Source organism: Neobacillus sp. NRS-1170 (genome assembly GCF_050468025.1).
In genome coordinates, this window is record NZ_JBITPF010000060.1 from 1 (window position 1) to 19129 (window position 19129).

20 protein-coding genes are annotated in these 19129 nt (G+C 39.2%); 2 read left to right on the forward strand and 18 right to left on the reverse strand.

From position 1 onward, the window contains the following. Positions 1–413: 413 nt before the first annotated feature. The 4 genes from ACIFOT_RS23350 to ACIFOT_RS23365 form a co-directional block, all read right to left on the reverse strand. Complete coding sequence (locus tag ACIFOT_RS23350; RefSeq protein WP_430068534.1) at positions 414–2537, reverse strand: glycoside hydrolase family 3 protein; 2124 nt, start codon at positions 2535–2537, stop codon at positions 414–416. Between the two features lie 120 nt (positions 2538–2657). Continuing rightward, positions 2658–3863, reverse strand: coding sequence for a helix-turn-helix transcriptional regulator (locus ACIFOT_RS23355; RefSeq protein ID WP_430068536.1), 1206 nt, complete (start codon positions 3861–3863; stop codon positions 2658–2660). Between the two features lie 76 nt (positions 3864–3939). Beyond that, positions 3940–4671: a GTP cyclohydrolase II gene (locus ACIFOT_RS23360; RefSeq protein ID WP_430068539.1), complete on the reverse strand. Its 732-nt coding sequence runs from the start codon at positions 4669–4671 to the stop codon at positions 3940–3942. 33 nt (positions 4672–4704) lie between these two features. Next, positions 4705–5805 (reverse strand): FAD-dependent monooxygenase, encoded by a 1101-nt coding sequence (locus tag ACIFOT_RS23365; RefSeq protein WP_430068542.1) that lies wholly within the window; start codon positions 5803–5805, stop codon positions 4705–4707. 183 nt (positions 5806–5988) lie between these two features. Here ACIFOT_RS23365 and ACIFOT_RS23370 point away from each other — a divergent pair, with 183 nt between their 5' ends. Next, a complete protein-coding gene (locus ACIFOT_RS23370) occupies positions 5989–6312 on the forward strand; it encodes a winged helix-turn-helix transcriptional regulator (RefSeq protein ID WP_430068544.1) in 324 nt (107 codons plus the stop codon). A 71-nt stretch (positions 6313–6383) separates the two neighbouring features. On the opposite strand, the gene ypfJ is transcribed toward ACIFOT_RS23370, so the two are convergent. The 10 genes from ypfJ to ACIFOT_RS23420 all read right to left on the reverse strand — a co-directional run bounded on the left by ypfJ (position 6384) and on the right by ACIFOT_RS23420 (position 15074). Next, positions 6384–7220, reverse strand: a complete 837-nt coding sequence (ypfJ, locus tag ACIFOT_RS23375) for a KPN_02809 family neutral zinc metallopeptidase (protein WP_430068547.1) — start codon at positions 7218–7220, stop codon at positions 6384–6386. A gap of 179 nt (positions 7221–7399) precedes the next feature. Then, complete coding sequence (locus tag ACIFOT_RS23380) at positions 7400–7618, reverse strand: spore germination protein (RefSeq protein ID WP_430068549.1); 219 nt, start codon at positions 7616–7618, stop codon at positions 7400–7402. Between the two features lie 172 nt (positions 7619–7790). Continuing rightward, entirely contained in the window at positions 7791–8588 is a 798-nt protein-coding gene (locus ACIFOT_RS23385) for an ABC transporter ATP-binding protein (RefSeq protein WP_430068552.1), read from the reverse strand. Between the two features lie 37 nt (positions 8589–8625). Beyond that, on the reverse strand, positions 8626–9609 hold the full coding sequence (locus ACIFOT_RS23390; RefSeq protein ID WP_430068555.1) for a fumarylacetoacetate hydrolase family protein: 984 nt from the start codon (positions 9607–9609) through the stop codon (positions 8626–8628). 84 nt (positions 9610–9693) lie between these two features. Further along, positions 9694–10467 carry a 2-keto-4-pentenoate hydratase gene (locus tag ACIFOT_RS23395; RefSeq protein ID WP_430068558.1) on the reverse strand — a complete coding sequence of 258 codons (774 nt, stop codon included), beginning with the start codon at positions 10465–10467 and terminating at the stop codon, positions 9694–9696. A 373-nt stretch (positions 10468–10840) separates the two neighbouring features. Further along, positions 10841–11305: a flavin reductase family protein gene (locus ACIFOT_RS23400; RefSeq protein WP_430068560.1), complete on the reverse strand. Its 465-nt coding sequence runs from the start codon at positions 11303–11305 to the stop codon at positions 10841–10843. Positions 11306–11964: 659 nt separating this feature from the next. Continuing rightward, positions 11965–12246 carry a hypothetical protein gene (locus ACIFOT_RS23405; protein ID WP_430068563.1) on the reverse strand — a complete coding sequence of 94 codons (282 nt, stop codon included), beginning with the start codon at positions 12244–12246 and terminating at the stop codon, positions 11965–11967. A gap of 17 nt (positions 12247–12263) precedes the next feature. Further along, the gene (locus ACIFOT_RS23410; RefSeq protein WP_430068566.1) at positions 12264–13685 is read right to left on the reverse strand and encodes a radical SAM protein; all 1422 of its coding nucleotides are present in this window, start codon (positions 13683–13685) and stop codon (positions 12264–12266) included. Then, entirely contained in the window at positions 13678–14421 is a 744-nt protein-coding gene (locus ACIFOT_RS23415; RefSeq protein WP_430068568.1) for a prolipoprotein diacylglyceryl transferase, read from the reverse strand. The genes ACIFOT_RS23410 and ACIFOT_RS23415 overlap by 8 nt, the downstream gene beginning before the upstream one ends. Next, positions 14418–15074 (reverse strand): serine/threonine protein kinase, encoded by a 657-nt coding sequence (locus ACIFOT_RS23420; protein WP_430068571.1) that lies wholly within the window; start codon positions 15072–15074, stop codon positions 14418–14420. The genes ACIFOT_RS23415 and ACIFOT_RS23420 overlap by 4 nt, the downstream gene beginning before the upstream one ends. Positions 15075–15222: 148 nt before the next feature. Here ACIFOT_RS23420 and ACIFOT_RS23425 point away from each other — a divergent pair, with 148 nt between their 5' ends. Beyond that, positions 15223–15774, forward strand: a complete 552-nt coding sequence (locus tag ACIFOT_RS23425) for a GNAT family N-acetyltransferase (RefSeq protein ID WP_430068574.1) — start codon at positions 15223–15225, stop codon at positions 15772–15774. 17 nt (positions 15775–15791) lie between these two features. Here the strand turns inward: ACIFOT_RS23425 and ACIFOT_RS23430 are convergent, their stop codons facing one another. The 4 genes from ACIFOT_RS23430 to miaB all read right to left on the reverse strand — a co-directional run bounded on the left by ACIFOT_RS23430 (position 15792) and on the right by miaB (position 19016). Further along, on the reverse strand, positions 15792–15992 hold the full coding sequence (locus tag ACIFOT_RS23430) for a hypothetical protein (RefSeq protein WP_430068577.1): 201 nt from the start codon (positions 15990–15992) through the stop codon (positions 15792–15794). 275 nt (positions 15993–16267) lie between these two features. Continuing rightward, positions 16268–16810 (reverse strand): outer spore coat protein CotE, encoded by a 543-nt coding sequence (locus ACIFOT_RS23435; RefSeq protein WP_430068579.1) that lies wholly within the window; start codon positions 16808–16810, stop codon positions 16268–16270. 204 nt (positions 16811–17014) lie between these two features. Then, the gene (locus ACIFOT_RS23440) at positions 17015–17470 is read right to left on the reverse strand and encodes a RicAFT regulatory complex protein RicA family protein (protein ID WP_335715203.1); all 456 of its coding nucleotides are present in this window, start codon (positions 17468–17470) and stop codon (positions 17015–17017) included. Position 17471: 1 nt separating this feature from the next. Next, on the reverse strand, positions 17472–19016 hold the full coding sequence (gene miaB, locus ACIFOT_RS23445; RefSeq protein ID WP_430068582.1) for a tRNA (N6-isopentenyl adenosine(37)-C2)-methylthiotransferase MiaB: 1545 nt from the start codon (positions 19014–19016) through the stop codon (positions 17472–17474). Positions 19017–19129: the final 113 nt, after the last annotated feature.

Below are 19129 nucleotides of genomic sequence, written 5' to 3' on the forward strand. Positions count from 1 at the left end.
ACAATTATATGGACTTTATCCATTCTTATCGACCGTTGCCTCCATTTTTTAGTGCTCACGTGCTTTATGAACCGCTCTTATCGACCGTCGCCTCCATTTTTTAGTGCTCACGGGCTTTATGAACCGCTCTTATCGACCTTCGACTCTATTTTTTAGTGCTGACGGGCTTTATGAACTGCTCTTATCGACCGTCGCCTCTATTTTTTACTGCTGACGGGCTTTATGAACCGCTCTTATCGACCGTTTCCACCATTTTTTAGTGCTGACGGGCTTTATTAGCTGCTACTTGGATATGAGGCGGTTTTTTGCATATCAAATAACAATTAATAAATAAAAAAAAGCGTCAAACCCCATTGACCAGGGTTTAACGCTTTTTCATGGTAGACAAGAATTCTTGCCTGCCTTTAGCTGTATTAAAATGTTAACCCATGACCAAGCTTATAGACATTACCATCGCTATCCTTATAGGCATATTGGAGTCCGTCAGGCATATATTGATCCTTGTCGTAACCTGGTACATCGTTTCTTGACACACAATTACCATTTTCATCAACTGCTATGACTGCATTACTCGCAGGCAATGTTAACGGTAATATCCCAACTGGACGGCTATTGCCCGCCATTACCTCATACTGCGCCTTATAGTAGGTATCGTATCCCGCAATCAATACATCTGCAAGAGGTTCAACATTTCCAAGGATCCACGGCAGAATGACATTCACGCTAATAATGACTTTTCCTCCTCGGATATGGATACTGTCCGCTACTTCCTTTAGATGACCCATTTCAGTCAAAGTAGTTTCTTGATACGTAGAACCATCTAAAGCAGTTAAAGTCTTATTCTCGCATATTTCAAGTTCTAAAAGTCCAGGTGTCGCGTTGAAATAAGCACCGGATTTTGGACTTAAAAACAAAATCGCTGCATCAGCTTCTTCGTAGTTATCCGTCAAAGTAAATTGGCCTAACTCTTGGCATTCCTTCCTTGCTTTTTCCGTGTAAGAAGCTGCTCGTTCTGGTTCCTTGTGAAAAACTTCTATATAAACCTTCTTATTCTCAAGCTTATCCGCTGTTAATGGCAAGGTCTGTTTATGGTTTTTTAGAACAGTTACTGATTTTTTATGTGCTTCATATGCTGCACCCCAGTTAGCCGGATTACTAACCACTTCAGTGGCATGATCTGGTGAAACGTAGGTCCGATCATCGAATAGTCCTAAAGCAAACATTTCTGTAAGGAGTCTTACATTTGCTTCATCGATGCGTTTTTCACTGATCCAGCCGTTTTCGATGGCCTTTTTAAGATTTTCAACATCATTTGTATCTGAAACAAGATCTGTTCCGGCATTGATCGCTTTTGCAAAACGTTCTGCTTCGCTTAAGGATTCAACGCCCCAGCTCATTTTATTTGTAACACCGCTGTCACTATTGATATATCCTTTGAACCCAAGCTTTCCTCTAAGGATATGATTTAAGAAATAATGATTAAATGTGAAGCCCACCTCTTCAAAAGGGATGTCTTCACCTTGGAATTCTTGGACTACACTTTTTTTGATGCTTGGAATGGAGTAATAGGGCATAAATGATGAAGTTCCATGTTCTGACGCTGCCTGGAACGGCGGCAGGTGATACTTTTCTAAGCTTCCTGGCGTTGGGTATAGATTCCACTTTCCTTCTTCATAATGAGGATCAAATCCATTTTCCCTTGCTCCGCCGCCAGGAAAATCCTTGGTTGTCATCGCAATACTATGGTTTCCTACTTCCTCCCCTTGAAATCCATCAATCAGACGTCCGATCGCATCTGAAATAAATTCCGGGTCTTCACCAAACGTACCATAAATCCGCTGCCATCTTGGGTCTGTGACGGTATCAGCCATATACATATAACCCTTTCTTATCCCAACCGCATCCCACTCATCGTGTGCAATTTCGGCAAATTGGCTGATAAGGGAGGCATCGCCGCCATTTTTAATCTCACCTTTAGCTGCTGCAGCAAGTCCTAACGTTCCCGGCCAAGTGGAGAAAATCCCAGCTGCATCATTCATACCAAAGATAAACTCTGTATTTTCGTTTCTTGAATTCGATGCGATTAAACAAGGAATACCAAGGCGTGTTCCCTCACATACCTCATTCATGGTATTGACCCACTCCGCCATTTGAGCCGGGCTCCAATTGTCACGAAGAATGAAGTGCCGCAAATGCATATTTTCAATGGTATGGGTTGTTCCCCATATTTTTGAAGCAGCAAAAATATTTTCACCTTTCTCCACAATACCTTCATCCAGCACGCCATCATGACTTGTCTTGCTCTTATCTTTTTGAGAAAGGCCCATCTGACGTGTATTGATAAGCATCATACCGACCTTTTCATCGATATTCATCAATGATACTAGATTCTCGGCACGTTCTTTCGGACTCAATCGCCAATCCTTATAAGGATCCAGTTTCCCATTCCCATTCAAATCTTTAAATTTTAATCCATCAACTTCAATGATATTCTTGACTCTAACTTCTAGATTCGGCTGTTTATGTTTTTGTTCCATAATTAACGCCTCCTAAGCTTGATGCATATCCCTTAGATTCATATTAGCGTTTTGAACACGGTTTCACACCCAAAATTGCTGACTTTTATATAAAATTGCCTACTGGTAATAAATATTTTTCTATTTATGTACCGCCTTGATAAAATCTGTAGCGGTCATTCCTTTTACCTCTTTAAATATTTTACAAAAATAGTTATAGCTGCTAAATCCCACTTGTAATCCAATGTCAGTTATGGATAACCGCCCTTGTTCCATAAGAAAAACTGCCTCATTAATTCGCTTTTGATGAAGATAATCAATCAAACTAATATTCATTTCTTCTTTAAATTTCTTCGCGAGGTAGGACCGATTAACCCCAATTTCATCTGCTATCTTTTGCAAATTGATTGGTTCCTGAAAATTGAGATTGATATACATTAACGCTTTCCTTACCACTTTACTGTGACCTTTAAAAGCAAAATTCTTAACCGCCTCACAATATTCATCTATCATATTGAAGCTTAACGAATCTAATTCAGCCATTGTAACCGCTGCCTCAATCCTAAGGGCAAATTTTTCCGAAATCGCATGTAAATACTGAGGTTCCACTCCTCCCTTTGCAGCCGCTAACCGGTTCAGCGTATTGCTTGAAAAACTAAGATTCTTTTTCGCCCTCAAAGGATTCCCCGGAACTCTATATGAAAAATCACCTGTATAGTCAATCAAAGCTTTCATTGCATTTTCTTTATCACCTAATTCGATAAAATGTAAAAATTTCTTCTCTGCCTCATACCTTAATTTAACTTCAAACCCATCCATATCATAATTCTGCGGCTGTACATCCGGTTGATAGGGCTCATTGCTTTTTTTCGTCGTAATGAATTGGGAGGCAACCCGCGGATTAACTAATAAATTGACTAACAAATCCCCGATTGCCAAGTAGGATTGTCCCAAATAAGGTAATGATTTATAAAATTTCTCAATTGGTTTTAACCAATTATTTTCAAGATGATTTTCCTTCATGACATTCCAAATAAATTGGTCAGTTACCCGCTCATTCAAGAAAGGTCCTGCTAAAAACATCCCTTGAAACTGTCCATCCTCATGCAGGCCAACTGCCAAATACGAAAGTTGAAAAGAATCTGTATGAAAACAAAAACTATATTTATTTGCCTCTTCTACCGCTTTTTGAACGTCTACATACATTCTCTTTCGACTTTCAATAAATATGTAAGGCTCACTGTCATCTGATATGTGTAATATCGTTTGTAATTGATGATCAACCACTTGTACATCTATTTTAAATGCATTTTTAATTAGCCAGCATTTACTCAACAGTTCATCCACGTTCATCATCCTTCAAATTCATTCATACCTTTTTATAATGTGAAAAAAAGCAAGGAAAATTTCTCCTTGCTCGCACCTACCCCATATGTCCTGATTTTTTTACTTTCGTTTGTAAGTATTTTTCATTGTACTCGGAGATATCCCCCCAAAGTGGAGTTCTTCCGGAAACAGGAAGCCCCGCTGCTTTCAATGCTTTAAGTTTTTTCGGATTGTTTGTAATGAGTGTTACCGGTTTGGTTCTTAATGCTCTAAGGACTTCGATGGCATCATCGTAGTTCCTTGAATCATCCGCAAAACCAAGTTCCTCATTCGCCTCTACGGTATCGAATCCATTTTCCTGAAGGATATAGGCGATTGCCTTGCTAAATAAGCCAATACCTCTGCCTTCATGATTGGCTAAATAAAATAAAGCCCCTGTTCCATGTTCGGTAATCATCTTCATCGATTGTTTAAGCTGAAAACCACAATCGCAGCGCTTGCTGCCAAAGATGTCTCCCGTATGGCAGATCGAGTGCATTCTAATTAATGCCTCCTCACCATATTCAAAATCCCCAAAAATGAGCACACTTGATTGCTGATAATCTGCTAGATTAGCAGAAGATAATTGATCAATCACACGCTGAAAATCTTCCGTTGCATTTTCGCTCTTCAGCCAGCTATACCATTTAAACTCGACTGTTTTCCCATCTAAGTTAACAGGCAGCTTGATTGGCCCAACCAGATAAATGGCTTCATTGCCTTTCTTTATCATTTTTATTTTATCCTCTAATAAAGAGGAAACATTTGAATTTAATTGTACTTGTTCCACTATGATTTCCCCCGATTCTATATTTTCATAGATTTAAGATAATACCGAAACGACAAAATTATCTTGATACGTTCTCTCTTTCACAAACTGCTGCATTTGTAGTCTTTTGACGTCATCACGCCGCGAAAGTTCAAACTGTTTTAATTGAGCAGCACTCACATCCTGTTTGTACAGTGCCTCGCTTATGACATCAACTAAAGAATCCGCATCCATTAAGGCACAATTAATGCCAAAGGCTCCAGTCGGACTCATCGTATGAGCTGCGTCCCCCATAATCACGACTCCGTCCATTACCCAGGTTGGACATTGACAGCTTTGTACCTTTAATAAAATAAAATCGTTCCAGGATTGAATTCGTGTTCGAAGCGTTTCAGTTAACTCTGGAAAAGCCGCTATTACTCGCTCAATAAATGGAGCGAAAGATTGTTTTTTCAAAGTTGGATACGAATTCTCCTCAATATTCCAGCCAATCTGGATAAACCCGCCTGCTTGAGTAAATAAAGCAAGCTGCTGTCCATCGATTAGTGCATTTTTAATGACCGGCTCCCAACCTGCCGGACTTGGAATCTTTGCCCATAGCAGATCATACCCATGTTTAATCGTTGTAAAGGGGAATTCTGCCAGTTTTCTTACAGACGAGAACCGCCCATCTGCACCAACAACGACCTTACAGTGGATGGTCATTTCTTCGTCGCCCTTATTAGCTTTCAGACCGGCAACACTGCCAGTTTTATCAAAAATTAACTCAGTCACCTTTGTCGACATCATCAATTTGTAATTCGTAAAGGATTCAGAAGCTGAAATCAACGCACTTAACAAATTCTTTTGTGGAACATGGATACCGACATGTTTCTCTCCATGGGCAGGTGTGACTGTCTTGATTACCTCTCCATTGTACCTATATTCGATTCGGTCCATAAAAAGCAGTCCAGCTTGCTCGACTTTATGATAAAGACCATGTTTTTTTAAGATTCTTTCTCCGTCCTGATTAAGATGTTCGCCCCTGAATTCCTTGTCTATCCCCTCATGACGTTCGAGAACAATCGTTGAAATGCCTTTTTTCGCAAGCAAATATCCTAAAAGGGCGCCGCCGGGACCTGCACCTACAATGCAAACATCCGACTCCATATTCATGATTGAAAACCCCTTTTTTATGTTAATGACGTATTGATAAAACCAATTGGTTAGAGTAAAATGAAATTAGTTAGTTACTTTATGTAAGTAATTATATTTTTAAAACTTACTTATGTCAAATTAATTTGTAATATATTGTAATTATACAATTAATAATAATATACTAATAAAGGGTGATGAACAATGAATCAGTCTATCATGTGTCCTCGATTCGAAAAAGCCATGGGGATCCTGAGCCAACGGTGGACCGGTCTTGTCCTTTATCAATTGTTATCAGGACCGAAGCGCTTCTGCGCATTAGAATCTTCTATGGGAATAAGCGGGAGGGTTCTTTCGGAGCGACTAAAGGATTTAGAAAATCTTGATATCGTTAAACGTGAAGTATTCCCGGAAACACCAGTACGAATTGAATATTCCTTAACCGAAAAAGGGCAAGCTTTACAGCCGATTATAAAAGAAATAGAAAAATGGTCCCAAACCTGGCTGCCAGTTGAAACCAATCAATAAAAATAAAGGATGAATCTACTAAAGATTACACTTTCCAGATTCATCCTTCTTTCGTTCGAACGGTTTAAACCTTAAAGGTTTGCCGCTTTAAAGGTATCTCCGCCCTCAATCGTTCCCTTTTCAAATCCCTTATTAAACCAGCGTTTTCTCTGCTCAGAGGTTCCGTGGGTGAAGCTTTCAGGAACAACATAGCCCTGTGCTTTCTTCTGGATATTATCATCACCTACAGCCTTTGCCGCATTCAGTGCCTCTTCAAGGTCGCCTTTTTCAAGATAGCCTTTCCCCTCTGCATAGTGAGCCCAAACACCCGCCAAATAATCGGCCTGCAATTCAAACCGGACAGAGTACTCATTTGTTCGTTTTTCGGCTGCGGATTCTTGATCTCCCAGATGCAGAAGGGTTTGGACGTGGTGTCCTACCTCATGGGCGATGACGTACGCCATTGCAAAGTCACCAGGTGCCTGGAATTTTTGTTTTAACTCTTCATAAAAACTCAAATCAATGTAAAGTTTATGGTCAGCCGGACAATAAAACGGCCCTACTGCCGCACTGGCCGACCCACAGGCTGACTGGACACTGCCTCTGTACAAAACAAGCTTAGGATTTTCGTATTTCAGCCCTCTCTTCTTAAATTCATCTGACCAGACATCCTCTGTATCAGCCAGGACTACTGAAACAAAGCCAGCTTGTTCCTTCTCTTGTGCCGATTCATTGTATGAAACATTTAAATTTGAATCTGTATTTGATGGTGTGTTACTAATTATATCTCCAGGGTTTCCTCCGAGCATTGTAAAGAGGATGAGAATAATTACTCCGCCAATACCGCCGCCAATCATGGTTTTGCCACCAACACCTATGCCTCTTCTATCTTCAATGTTCGTGCTTTGCCGTCTTCCCTTCCATATCATATTTTTACCTCCCTAAGCTTCGAGATTTAACTATAACTATTTCCATTATGTTATTCCCACATTAGAGAGAAATAAAAATGTCTATATTCTGGAAATTACTTTATTAAATTAAAAACCGCCTCCTCAATTTTTTTAGGAAGCGGTTTTTTATTACACACCTAAACATCAAATAACTTAAATTAATTATCATTAACAATTGGCTGGTCAATTACATCAAGATCCACTGTGTTGGTTGCACTAGGCCCATTAATATTTAGGATATTAACACCATTATTTGAAGCGCCTGAACCATGTGTACTCTTCAAAGCATTTTTGGGAGATACAAATACTGCTCCGCCAAATTGGATAACCCCGCCAGTAACAGTATCAATTTTAACTTGAATTGGAAAACCGGACATATAGACCATCCTTTAAGTTAAATTCCTTAAAGCAATGTATGCCAAGTTCGAACATTTTGTTCATGCATATAAAATGACACTTCGTAACCAAAATTGATTTCAAAAGCACACGATACTTTTTGAACAATTTTCGAACCAAAAAGAAGGAAACTTGATTCCCTCTTTTTGATAATTACGTTGAGAAAACTTTCTCTTTCTTTTTAGAAAGAAGCGGTCGGTTATTCTCCCAAAAGACATTTACAGGGAGCTCGAAGAATGGAGTGAGATTTTCACTTGAAATCATTTCTTCTGTATTTCCAGCTGCATAAACCTGCCCTTCTTTCAGTAATAGTGTTTTATTGAAAGCTGGCAGGATTTCCTCCACATGATGAGTTACATAGATAATGGTTGGCGCATCAGGCTGTGCCGCAATACTTTCGATAGATTCCAACAGCTGCTCACGGGCAATAAAGTCCAATCCGTTGGTTGGCTCGTCAAGTATGAGCAAAGATGGGTCAGCCATTAAGGCACGGGCAATCAGGACCCGCTGCTTTTCTCCTTGGGATAATGTTTCATAATTTCGGTTGGCATACGCGTTGCAGCCAAGCACCTCTATTAAAGAACCTGCCCTTTCTCTCATTTCATCTGTTGGGATTTCGTATAGTCCAATGGAAGCAAATGCTCCGCTTAGGACCACTTCAAAGGCATTATCTCCGGAATGGAATTTTTCTTGAAGGGAGGACGAAACAAACCCAATCTGCTTTCGAAGCTTCTCACCCAGGTAGCTTTTTCCGAATTCCATTCCTAGTACATTTATCTTCCCTTTTGTCGGGAAAAAGTACGCGTTAAGCAGATTTAAGATGGCTGTTTTACCGGAGCCATTTAATCCAAATAATACCCAATGGTCCCCTTTTTCAATTTGCCACTTAACGTTTTGTAAAATCCACTTTCCATCCCGCTTCAACGAGACGTTATCAAGTTGTACAATCATCTTGTTTCTCCTTTCCTTACGGATTCAATTCAAGGGTCTATATTGAACTAATAAGGTTTTTGCTCTTAACCACTTTATTTTTTTGCTCGCCGAGATCCATTTTCCCATTTGCACTTTTAATTTGGCAGCGAATGATATCGCCATCGTTAAGGTATTTTCCACCTTCTAATTGCTTTTCCACAAGCAAATCCAGCTTTTGCTGATACGGGACAGACAAATTTGATAGCAGCGCATTTACTTCTGGTGAAAGATTCAGTGCGACCCCGCCGCCAGTGCCGGTTACGATCAGATCCCCTTGAGAAAGATCCATCACCTCTGAGAGCTCAGATAGTGTTTCAGCAGGCTTATATAATAGTTGACTAGAGTTGCAGGATTGCCTTAATTCATCATTTACCCAAAGATTTAGCTGAAGATCATGAATCAACGGCAGTTCATCCTTGTCAAGCAAGTAAAGATAAGGACCTACAGGACAAAAAGTTCGAAAGCTTTTTCCTTTTAGCCATTGGCCCTGAGGTAATTGTACATCACGGGCAGAAACGTCATTAACAATAACCAGACCGGCAATATATTGATGAAGATTTTCGTCGTTCACTTTCACTTGCTCTGTGATATCCGCTCCGATTACCAGCCCTAGTTCAAGTTCATAGTCCAGCAGTTTTACATTCAAAGGACGAACAATTTCACTATATGCACCGCACAGAGAACTATCTGCTTTACTAAAAATCATATTGAAAGGCGGCCTTGTTGCTTCCATTCCTGTCTCTGAACGATGTGTAGCGTAATTTACACCCTGACAAATTATTCTCGCGGGCTTGGTCACCGGACTCAACAATGTTACTTCATTTAATGAAATGCTCTCTGCCTTTGCCTGTTCTTTTATTTTTGCTGCTTCCTCTTTCCCCTTTTCCAAAAAATCAGCTAAGCTGCTATATGTACCTTGTAATACACTGATTGTTTCTCCTGAAAGAACTCCCCATCGTTCTTTTTGGTCTTTTTCAAATCTTACAATCTGTAACCCCATTTTCCTGTCTCCTCTCATTCATCAAAATTTAGTTAATATAAAGACTCCTTACATTCTGTATACAAGGAGTCTCCATTTCATTTCCTATTTAAACCTTGCAGATACTGAACCAAGATGATCAAATTCTGCCGTGAAAGTGTCACCACGTTCGATGACAACTGCCTTTGAAAGTGCTCCTGCTAGAATGAATTCTCCTGCATGAAGAGAAATTCCGTAGCTGCCGAGCGCATTTGCCAGCCAGGCAACCGCCATGGCCGGATGTCCCATTACCGCTGCTCCGACTGCTGAATCTAAAAATTCACCGTTTTTATAAACCCTCATCCCAATTCTAGCGAGGTCATGACCATTGATTGGGGTCGTTTTTTTACCGATTATCGCCCCGGCTGATGAACCATTGTCAGCTACTGTATCTTCGAATTTTATCTGCCAATCCTTTATCCTGCTATCGATGATTTCCAATGCCGGAACAACATAATCTGTTGCATCAATTACATCCTTTAACGTAATCCCAGGACCTTGTAAATCTTTTTTCAAGACAAAGGCAATTTCAAATTCGACTTTCGGCTGAATAAATCGATCAAGCGATATGGTCTCACCATCGTCAAAAATCATGTCATTTAGGATATGTCCATAATCAGGTTGATTTACATTAAACATTTCCTGCATGGCTTTACTTGTAAGGCCAATTTTTCTTCCAACAATCACCGAACCATTTTCTACCTTTCGGCGGATTTGCTGAAGCTGGATTTGATAGGCATCATCAACAGAAATAACTTCTGTTGATGACGTGAAAGGCTTAATCGGTTTTTTGTGGATTTCCGCCTCCAATAAGGCAGTTGCTGCTTTTTGAATATCCATTAGTGTCGCCCTCCATTAAAACTTATGACTAAACGGTAACAGCTTTTTCTTCAGAAAATCTATACTTAAAACCCCTCTTTGCTATCATAGAATAAACCTCTTAATTTCATAATATTACAAATACACACTCAATATCAAATAATCAAAATATTTTAGTAGAAACATTGGATTCAAAAGGTTAATTAAAGAAAATAAGTATTCGATTTTAGTTAAGGGAGTTCTCTCAAAAAAGCTTAAAAATATGTACTTTCTTTTACTAGCTGTAATTCTACAGCCGAAATTAACACAAAAAATGCGCCAGATATCACGGCGCATTTTTCGGAATTAGGTTTCAGGTAAAATTTTAGCTGAAAGATTTTTTCTAAAATAGAGATTATTCCTCTGTTAATTTCCGGTACCTTCCACTGAAATAAATAAGCGGCTCATAGTCTTCTATGTTGATTTCTTTGACTCTCCCAATAAACAAGGTATGGTCACCTTCTACATGAGCAGCTGAGACTTCACAGGTAATTTGCGCCAGCGACCCATTTAAAACAGGTACTCCTCCCAGCCAGTCAAAATGTACTTCACGATGTTCTTTAAGTTGTCCAGCAAATATCATCGACAATTCCTGCTGATCAGCAGCCAATATATTCACCGAAAACGATTTGCTTTGTTTCATTTTTTCCAGCATGTGTGCTTTTTCAGCTATTGAGACTACTACTAGTTTCGGATTAAGAGAGACAGACATGAAGGCATTTGCTGTCATTCCATGCATCTTTCCATCCACTTGTGTTGCCACCACTGTTACGCCTGTAGCAAATTTCCCCATTGCGTTACGAAATTGACGATCATCCATTTATTCCACCACTCCCTGTTTACATACTCTTTAATGAATATGTTTACAGTGATATTGAAATGATTAATTAATCAATTTAAGTGCCCAATGAACAGACTGGATTTATGAACCGTTCTTATCGACCGGCATGGCGAAATTTCTGAGCTGACAGGTTTTATGAACCGCCCTTATCGACCGTCAAGGTTAAAATTCTGTCCTGGCGGGCTTTATGAACCGCTCTTATCGACCGTCAAAGGGAAAATCTTTAGCTGACGGGCTTTATGAACCGCTCATATCGACCGTCATGGTGAAAATCCTTAGCTGGCGGGCTTTATGAACCGTTCTTATCGACCGTCAAGGGGAAAATCCTTAGCTGACGGGCTTTATGAACCGCCCTTATCGACCGTCAAGGGGAAAATCCTTAGCTGACGGGCTTTATGAATCGTTCTTATCGACCGTCAAAGCTAAAATTCTTAGCTTGCGGGATTTATGAACCGTTCTTATCGACCGTCAAAGCTAAAATTTTTAACTGTCGGGTTTTATGAACCGCTCTCATCGAATTTTATTATAATTTTAAGAACAGCATGGCTCTATGCCACCTCTTTTCGACCGATTATTTGCACATCATTTAAAAAGCAGGCCCAAAAGAAATTGTGCCTGCTGCATTACTTATCATCAACTTAAAAATTAGAAATGAGAATTCCAAAACACGCGGTAAATAATAAAATATTTAATCCAATTCCAATTAATGCACCTTGGCCCATCCGTTTTTTTCCTTTTGTGAAACATACAATTGGAATCACCAAAAGGGCGATTGCAGCTAAACCTACATAACCAAGAAAAAAAGGTGAGCCAATTAATAATACTAGTAATCCAATCAAGTAAATTCCGAGTGTGATCCCAATTCCAATCCATAGGTCTTTTAAGGAGCCGTCCTTCTGATTCCCCTGATTTTGACTCAAATAGCTACACTCCCTTTTTATTCAGCGTTAATGAAGGTTTTCCCCTCAAGCTCAGCTCGAATTTTCATAAGCTCTTGCTCTTTATCATCACGGTAAAATAAATTATAGGTATCAAATGGAATGATACGGCCATCTGGATGTGCGATATGAACACAGGATTTCTTGACTGAGCGGACATCAAAATTATAGGCATCTAAAAATTGCATAATGATGACGCGGAACACATTGTCATAGCCAATCGGACCTGGCATTGCTACCTTTGGTAAACAGCATAATAAATCTTTCAGCGACAATGCCGAGGAATCTGGTGAATGATTTAATGAGAACAATTTAAAAATCATATTTTTAATATTATCGTCCTGCTCAAAAACGATAGTATTTCGTTCTCCTTCAAGCAGAATATTTGGATCAATTAATCCTGTTAAAGGGGTAACTGAACCATTTAGTTTCAGAGCGTAGCCCATGGCAAGACAATCTGGGTGACACGGAACTGGTATGATATCCTTTGTACCAAACACATTGGACTGGTCGATGATCATTTGCCGGACTTCGCTTAAGGTTAAGCGATTGGTTGAAGGATCATAGTCTTCCAATCTGCCAGCAGCTTGAATTGGTTGGAAAGTGACCCCTCTGATACATTTTTGTTTCAGGCCATATTGAATGATTTTTCCTACCTCCTGGTCATTCAAACCCTTTTTCAAAGTAACAACTAGCGTCGTTGAAATATTGTATTCATTTAAATTCTCGATCGCTTTTTGTCTAACATCTCTTAAATCTACTCCCCTCAATTCCTCAAGGGCTTCTTTTTCAAAACTATCAAATTGAAGATAGATTTCAAAACCTGGAGAATAGGTGGCCAAACGCTTCACAAATTCTTTATCATTCGCAATACGAAGCCCATTTGTATTCACCATAATATGCCGAATAGGCCTCGCTTTTGCCATATCAAGTATTTCAAAAAACTGCGGATGTATCGTCGGTTCCCCGCCGCTAATCTGGACAATATCAGGATTCCGTTCATTTTTAATAATGTTATCGAGCATAAATTCGATTTTTTCGAGACTGCGGAAGCCGCCTTTATGGGGTGATGACTCGGCATAGCAAATGGGACATTGAAGATTGCATTTCTCGGTAATTTCTAATAAGGTCAAACAACTGTGTTGTTCATGGTCTGGGCATAGACCGCAATCATAAGGACAGCCATATTTAATGGGGGTATTCCAGCGGTACGGCATTTCCGAAGGCTTTATGAACTCACGGCACCATTTATAATATTCGACATCCCTTGAAATCAAAACCTTTTCTCTTCCATGGTGGATACAATGCTTCACAAGGAAGACTTTTTCGTTTTCAATAATAACTTTCGCTTCCACCTTCCGTAAACAAGTCGAACAAATACTGTTTGTTAACTCATAAAATAAATAAGGACGGTTAGGCATGGATTTCTCTCCTTTTTTCTATTTGTTTTTTATTTATCAGCCATATGTAATACGCGATTCCTAGTAAACTAGCAAGCTGAATATTATTAAGAATCCAATATGGATGCGGAGTAGGTTTAATAAAATCAATCATGAAGCGAAACGTAAGGTAACTTAACATGAATAGCTGGAACAGCAATCCTTCCCAGCCGATATTTTTCTTTTTAAATTGAAAAAGCACCATAGCTAAAATCCCCAAGAAAACAATTTCATATAATTGGGTTGGATGGCGATTTATTCCATCCCCAAAGTCAACACCGGTTATCCATGAAGTAGCAACCCCATATGTATGGTCATCTAAACCAGTTAAAAAGCAGCCTATTCTCCCAATCATCATTCCAACTGCTAATGGGAGAACAAAATCATCACCAGTAGAACGGGTCCAACCGATCCATTTTTTCGCTGTTTCAACCCCTATTAAACCACCTAACAAACCGCCAACAATTGTTTTTCCTTCAATCAGATAAACAAGATTATCCCAGTTTTCCAGTGTCTTGTTCGGGTCTTCCAGCCAATAGAGAAATTTTGAACCAATGGCAGCACCTAAAGTGGCACCAACAATAACCCATAAGGCTTTATCCATTGGTATTCTTTCTTTATTTCGGGTGTATAAATATACACGAAAGCCAATAAAGTACGCTAATGATTCAAATAACAAATGGGGATGGATGCCGAAAATATAGAAAGGGAAATTCACATTTTTCCCGCCTTTCTAAAAAACTTCCTGTATAATCGATATCCTTTTCTAATACCATCCACAACATAAAAAGGAATCGAAGGATGGTATTTTTTAAGAAAAGGTTTATAAATCTTGTAATACGCTTTTTTTAAGTCATCCCACTTACTGCAATAGCCATGCTTGTAGAAATCTGAAACATCCACGATATATCCGCGTCCATTTGACATGACGACATTTTTGCCGTGAACATCGAAGGGATTCAAACCAACCGATCGAGCATATTCCAGCCCATTATCAATATCCTCAATCACACTTTCAGGAATTGGTACACCCTTTACTAAAGCATCAAATAAAGTAATCCCGTCAATTTTTTTTAAAACTAAATAGCTGTCACTATATGCATAGAGATTGGAGTATGCTTTATGGTCCCCTAATTTTTTATAGACTTCAATTTCTTTTTTTAACTCATCAGGATCTCTTCCGTAAACCTTTACAACCAATAAAGGATTAACATCGTTCGAAAAAACCCCAGCGTAATTACCGCTTCCTACCGTTCTCCATGAGCTTGAACGATTTTCGACAATGATAGGATCGAAAGGGCTCGGAGTACTTAGAAAAATTTGCGGTAATAATTCGGTTTCTATTAATGATATATATTTGCCTAGCTGCATTCACACACCCTCAATTCGAAAAACTTTGCTAAAAATATTTTCTCATCTTATCTTACATTCAATCAAGAAAAAATGTTATTCCTAGATTGATAATATCTTTATTTTTAATACCTCACCCTTTACACTGATAAATAAGGGGTGATAACATTTGGATTTTCCCATTTTAGGAACGAAAAGACTGAAATTAATTGAAATAACGCATAAACATATGGATAGCATTTATGAAATTTTATCATTAGAAGAAGTTACGAGGTTTTATGGGACCGACCCCTTCATTTTGCAGGCGGAAGCAACACGATTAATTGACATGTTCCAGAAAAACTTTCATGAAAAGCGCGGGATCCGCTGGGGAATCAAACTGAAGGAAAATCAAAGGATTATTGGTACAATCGGATTAAATGTCCTGAATTTGAAAAATAAACGAGCCGAAATCGGCTATGAATTGCATCCAGCCTTTTGGAAAAAAGGATATGCCAGCGAGGCAATTAATGAGGTTCTGCGATTTTCCTTTGGCCAATTGGACTTATTTCGAATCGGAGCCGTTGTATATCCAGAAAATGAGGCATCCTTACATCTACTAAAAAAAATTGGCTTTACGAATGAAGGGTTGCTGCGGGGTTACATTAGACAAAATGATCAAAATCATGATACATATGTTTTGTCATTATTAAAACCAGAATGGACAAAAAGCCAGGGTTAAAGTTTACCTGGCTTATCCTATTCTTCAAAATACTCCTTAAACGCTTTTGGATTTTTGGCGTCAGTGTCATGATAATATGGATTATTTTCTGTTGAATCTTTTGGGTCCAGATTTGTTTTAATGACGAGCATTGGTTCTGATGAGCTTTCTGCAATAATTCGGTCGTTTAAATGATCAAAATCAGGCAGCTTTTTATTTCCCGGTTGTCTAGGTTCCAATGAATCACACCTCCTAGAATTAAGGTGCATCCTTTTGCTGGAAAAAATTCATCTTTGTTAAACTTTATTGTTGATTTGCGCTCCAAGCGCAAGCGGTTAGCGGGCGTGCCGGGAAGCCTCGTCGGCGCTAAAGCGCCTGTGGGGTCTCCCCTGCCCCGTACTCCCGCTGGAGTCTGAGCGCCTTCCGCTCCAATCAACATTGTTATAAAATCAACAACGGCCTTTAACACAGCCAAAAAGAAAAAAACTAGGAAGTAAAAACCTCCTAGTTCATGTTATTCTTCTTCTCCGCCGACTAAGAAATCTGGATTTAGTTCTTCAAATTCTTCGTCGTCTACATCCGCTCCCCAGTCATCGTCATCACATTTATGGCTTTTAGAGACGGCAACACAAATTTTTGTCTCGCCAATCACTTCAACAAGGAATTCCCTTTCCACATGTACAATGATGCGATTACCATTTGGGGAGATAACTGCTTCTGTACAATTTGGCTGCTGCAGCACGCGGGCAACAATCTCATTGTCATCCAAGCAGTCATGATCACGATACTTTAACTTAATGACATCTGTGTAGGTAACACGTTCAGTTACTACTTCTGTTTTGGTGTTATCGTTAAAAGAGTACCAAACGTTGATGTCATACGAGCCGTGTATCTCTACAGTCTTGCCGACTTTCTTCGCGTTATATTTATGGTTGATGATCCAACAGCCAAGGATGCTGGTTGGACTGTGTGCCGGGCTTATTGTATGATTGGACTGGGTAAATTTACGTCCTTTCGCTACGACGGCTTTTGCAAATATCTCTCTGTAATCTCCCATTTCGCGCGAACCCTCCTCATTCAGTTTCAATTCATCCTATGCTAATTTATAGACTAGTGTGATATATAATTTTGGAAATACTGGTTAAATGTTTAGATATGATTCATTTTATGCGGGTTAACTAGGTATGTGCCTATTTGACTTGTACTTTAAAAAAAGGTAAAAAAATAGAGCCGGCTTATTTAATAAGCCTGGCTCTATTGATTAATGATCGTGATCGCAGTCGTCGTGGCTGGCACATTCTCCGCCGCCACTTTTCATACTGGCACCTGTTTCCCCCATCAATACGTTCCCACCAGTGGAAATGATGATTTCGTCGGTTACAGTATTAGAAATGGTTGAAGCAATAATCTGAAGCAATTCATTTACATCCACTTGAGATTGCTTAAAGTCTTGAACAACAGGAATTTCATCCAATTCCTGTTCAATAGATGCAATTTTGTCTTCCACCTTTTTCAATGCTTCTGGTTTCCCATAATGTTGAAGGTTCACTGCTTGCTTTTGCAAACCTTTAATATCTGAAATTAATGTTTTAACCTTAGGATTTTCATGAATTTGAGCTTCTGCTCGTTTAAAAAAGTCAACTTCTTCTGTTTCTGCAATCATCCGTGCTAATTCTGTAGCACGAGCGACGATATCGTCTTTAGTATACTTCGCCACCTTATTTCACCTCTGCTGCTTCTAGTTCTTCAACCATTTCTCCGTTTAATGACCATGTTTTGGCTTCTGTAATTTTTACTTTGATGATTTTTCCGATAGCTGTTTTAGGCGCTACGACGTTCACAAGCTTGTTTCTTGAAGTGTACCCGGCAAGGACATCAGGGTTATTCTTACTTTCGCCTTCGATAAGTACATCAAGAACCTGACCCTCGTGCTTTTTCATTGCTTCGAGAGAAAGTTCATTCACAAGAGCATTTAAACGCTGTAGACGCGCTTTCTTTACTTCCATTGGGACATTATCCTCCATTTTGGCAGCAGGAGTTCCTTCCCGTGGAGAGTAAATAAATGTATAGGCTAATTCATAACCCACTTCTTTATATAGAGACATCGTTTCTTCAAACTGTTCATCCGTCTCGTTTGGATACCCAACAATAATATCTGTGGTCAAAGCAACATTTGGAATGGCTGCTTTAATCTTTTTAACAAGCTCCAGATATTGCTCTCTTGTGTATTTACGAGCCATAATTTTTAATACATCTGTTGAACCAGATTGAACTGGTAAATGGATATGATCCATTAAATTTCCGCCTTTGGCAAGAACTTCAATTAAGTGATCATCAAAATCACGTGGATGGCTCGTCGTAAAACGAATTCTTGGGATATCAATCTTACGCAATTCATCCATCAAGTCGCCTAAACCATAATTCATGCCTTCTAAATCTTTACCATAAGCATTTACGTTTTGACCAAGTAAGGTAACTTCCTGGTAGCCTTGTGCTGCCAAATGGCGCACCTCTTGGATAATTTCTTCTGGACGACGGCTTCTTTCTTTCCCACGTGTATACGGAACAATGCAATACGTACAAAATTTATCACAACCGTACATAATGTTAACCCAGGCTTTGATATTTCCGCGGCGGACTTTTGGAAGGTTTTCAATAACGTCTCCTTCCTTAGACCATACTTCAATTACCATTTCCTTTGACATATAGGCTTCATGCAAAATATTTGGCAAGCGGTGAATATTGTGAGTTCCAAAAATCATGTCAACTTGTTGATACGTTTTCAAGATTTTATTAACTACAGATTCCTCTTGAGACATACATCCGCATACACCTAGTAGTAAGTCTGGCTTTTCCATTTTCAATGCTTTTAAGTGGCCAAGTTCGCCAAATACTTTATTCTCAGCATTTTCACGGATGGCACAGGTATTGAGGAGAATAACGTTGGCATCCTCCGTATTGTCTGTTGGCTCATAGCCTAATGCTAAAAAGATCCCAGCCATAACTTCCGTATCATGCTCGTTCATTTGGCAGCCATATGTTCTAATATAGAACTTTCTACCTTCACCCATTCCTTTGAATTCTTCAGGAATAGCAAAATCATTATGATATTTAACTTCTTCTTTACCACGCTTTTTTGCATCTTTTAAAGAAGGTGCGGTAATGACTTGCTCAAAGTATTTGCTATAATCCTTGGCGGATTTTTTGTCCGAAGAATTAGCAGCTGCTACTTTCTGACCTTCTAATCGTTGCTTTTCATTCATGTGTGTAAAGACCCCTTTCATTTAAAATAAAATACGTCTATAAGATTATTGTTTGTAATTATTTACCTGTGCTAAAAAGATAGGATGCCGATTGCTCCATCTGCACATTATTA

Bases quoted from the DNA above. Each gene is read 5' to 3' on its own strand.
- ACIFOT_RS23350 (WP_430068534.1), bottom strand. From the start codon at position 2,537: ATGGAACAAAAACATAAACAGCCGAATCTAGAAGTTAGAGTCAAGAAT.
- ACIFOT_RS23365 (WP_430068542.1), bottom strand. From the start codon at position 5,805: ATGAATATGGAGTCGGATGTTTGCATTGTAGGTGCAGGTCCCGGCGGC.
- ACIFOT_RS23370 (WP_430068544.1), top strand. From the start codon at position 5,989: ATGAATCAGTCTATCATGTGTCCTCGATTCGAAAAAGCCATGGGGATC.
- ypfJ (WP_430068547.1), bottom strand. From the start codon at position 7,220: ATGATATGGAAGGGAAGACGGCAAAGCACGAACATTGAAGATAGAAGA.
- ACIFOT_RS23380 (WP_430068549.1), bottom strand. From the start codon at position 7,618: ATGTCCGGTTTTCCAATTCAAGTTAAAATTGATACTGTTACTGGCGGG.
- ACIFOT_RS23385 (WP_430068552.1), bottom strand. From the start codon at position 8,588: ATGATTGTACAACTTGATAACGTCTCGTTGAAGCGGGATGGAAAGTGG.
- ACIFOT_RS23390 (WP_430068555.1), bottom strand. From the start codon at position 9,609: ATGGGGTTACAGATTGTAAGATTTGAAAAAGACCAAAAAGAACGATGG.
- ACIFOT_RS23395 (WP_430068558.1), bottom strand. From the start codon at position 10,467: ATGGATATTCAAAAAGCAGCAACTGCCTTATTGGAGGCGGAAATCCAC.
- ACIFOT_RS23400 (WP_430068560.1), bottom strand. From the start codon at position 11,305: ATGGATGATCGTCAATTTCGTAACGCAATGGGGAAATTTGCTACAGGC.
- ACIFOT_RS23410 (WP_430068566.1), bottom strand. From the start codon at position 13,685: ATGCCTAACCGTCCTTATTTATTTTATGAGTTAACAAACAGTATTTGT.
- ACIFOT_RS23420 (WP_430068571.1), bottom strand. From the start codon at position 15,074: ATGCAGCTAGGCAAATATATATCATTAATAGAAACCGAATTATTACCG.
- ACIFOT_RS23435 (WP_430068579.1), bottom strand. From the start codon at position 16,810: ATGGGAGATTACAGAGAGATATTTGCAAAAGCCGTCGTAGCGAAAGGA.
- miaB (WP_430068582.1), bottom strand. From the start codon at position 19,016: ATGAATGAAAAGCAACGATTAGAAGGTCAGAAAGTAGCAGCTGCTAAT.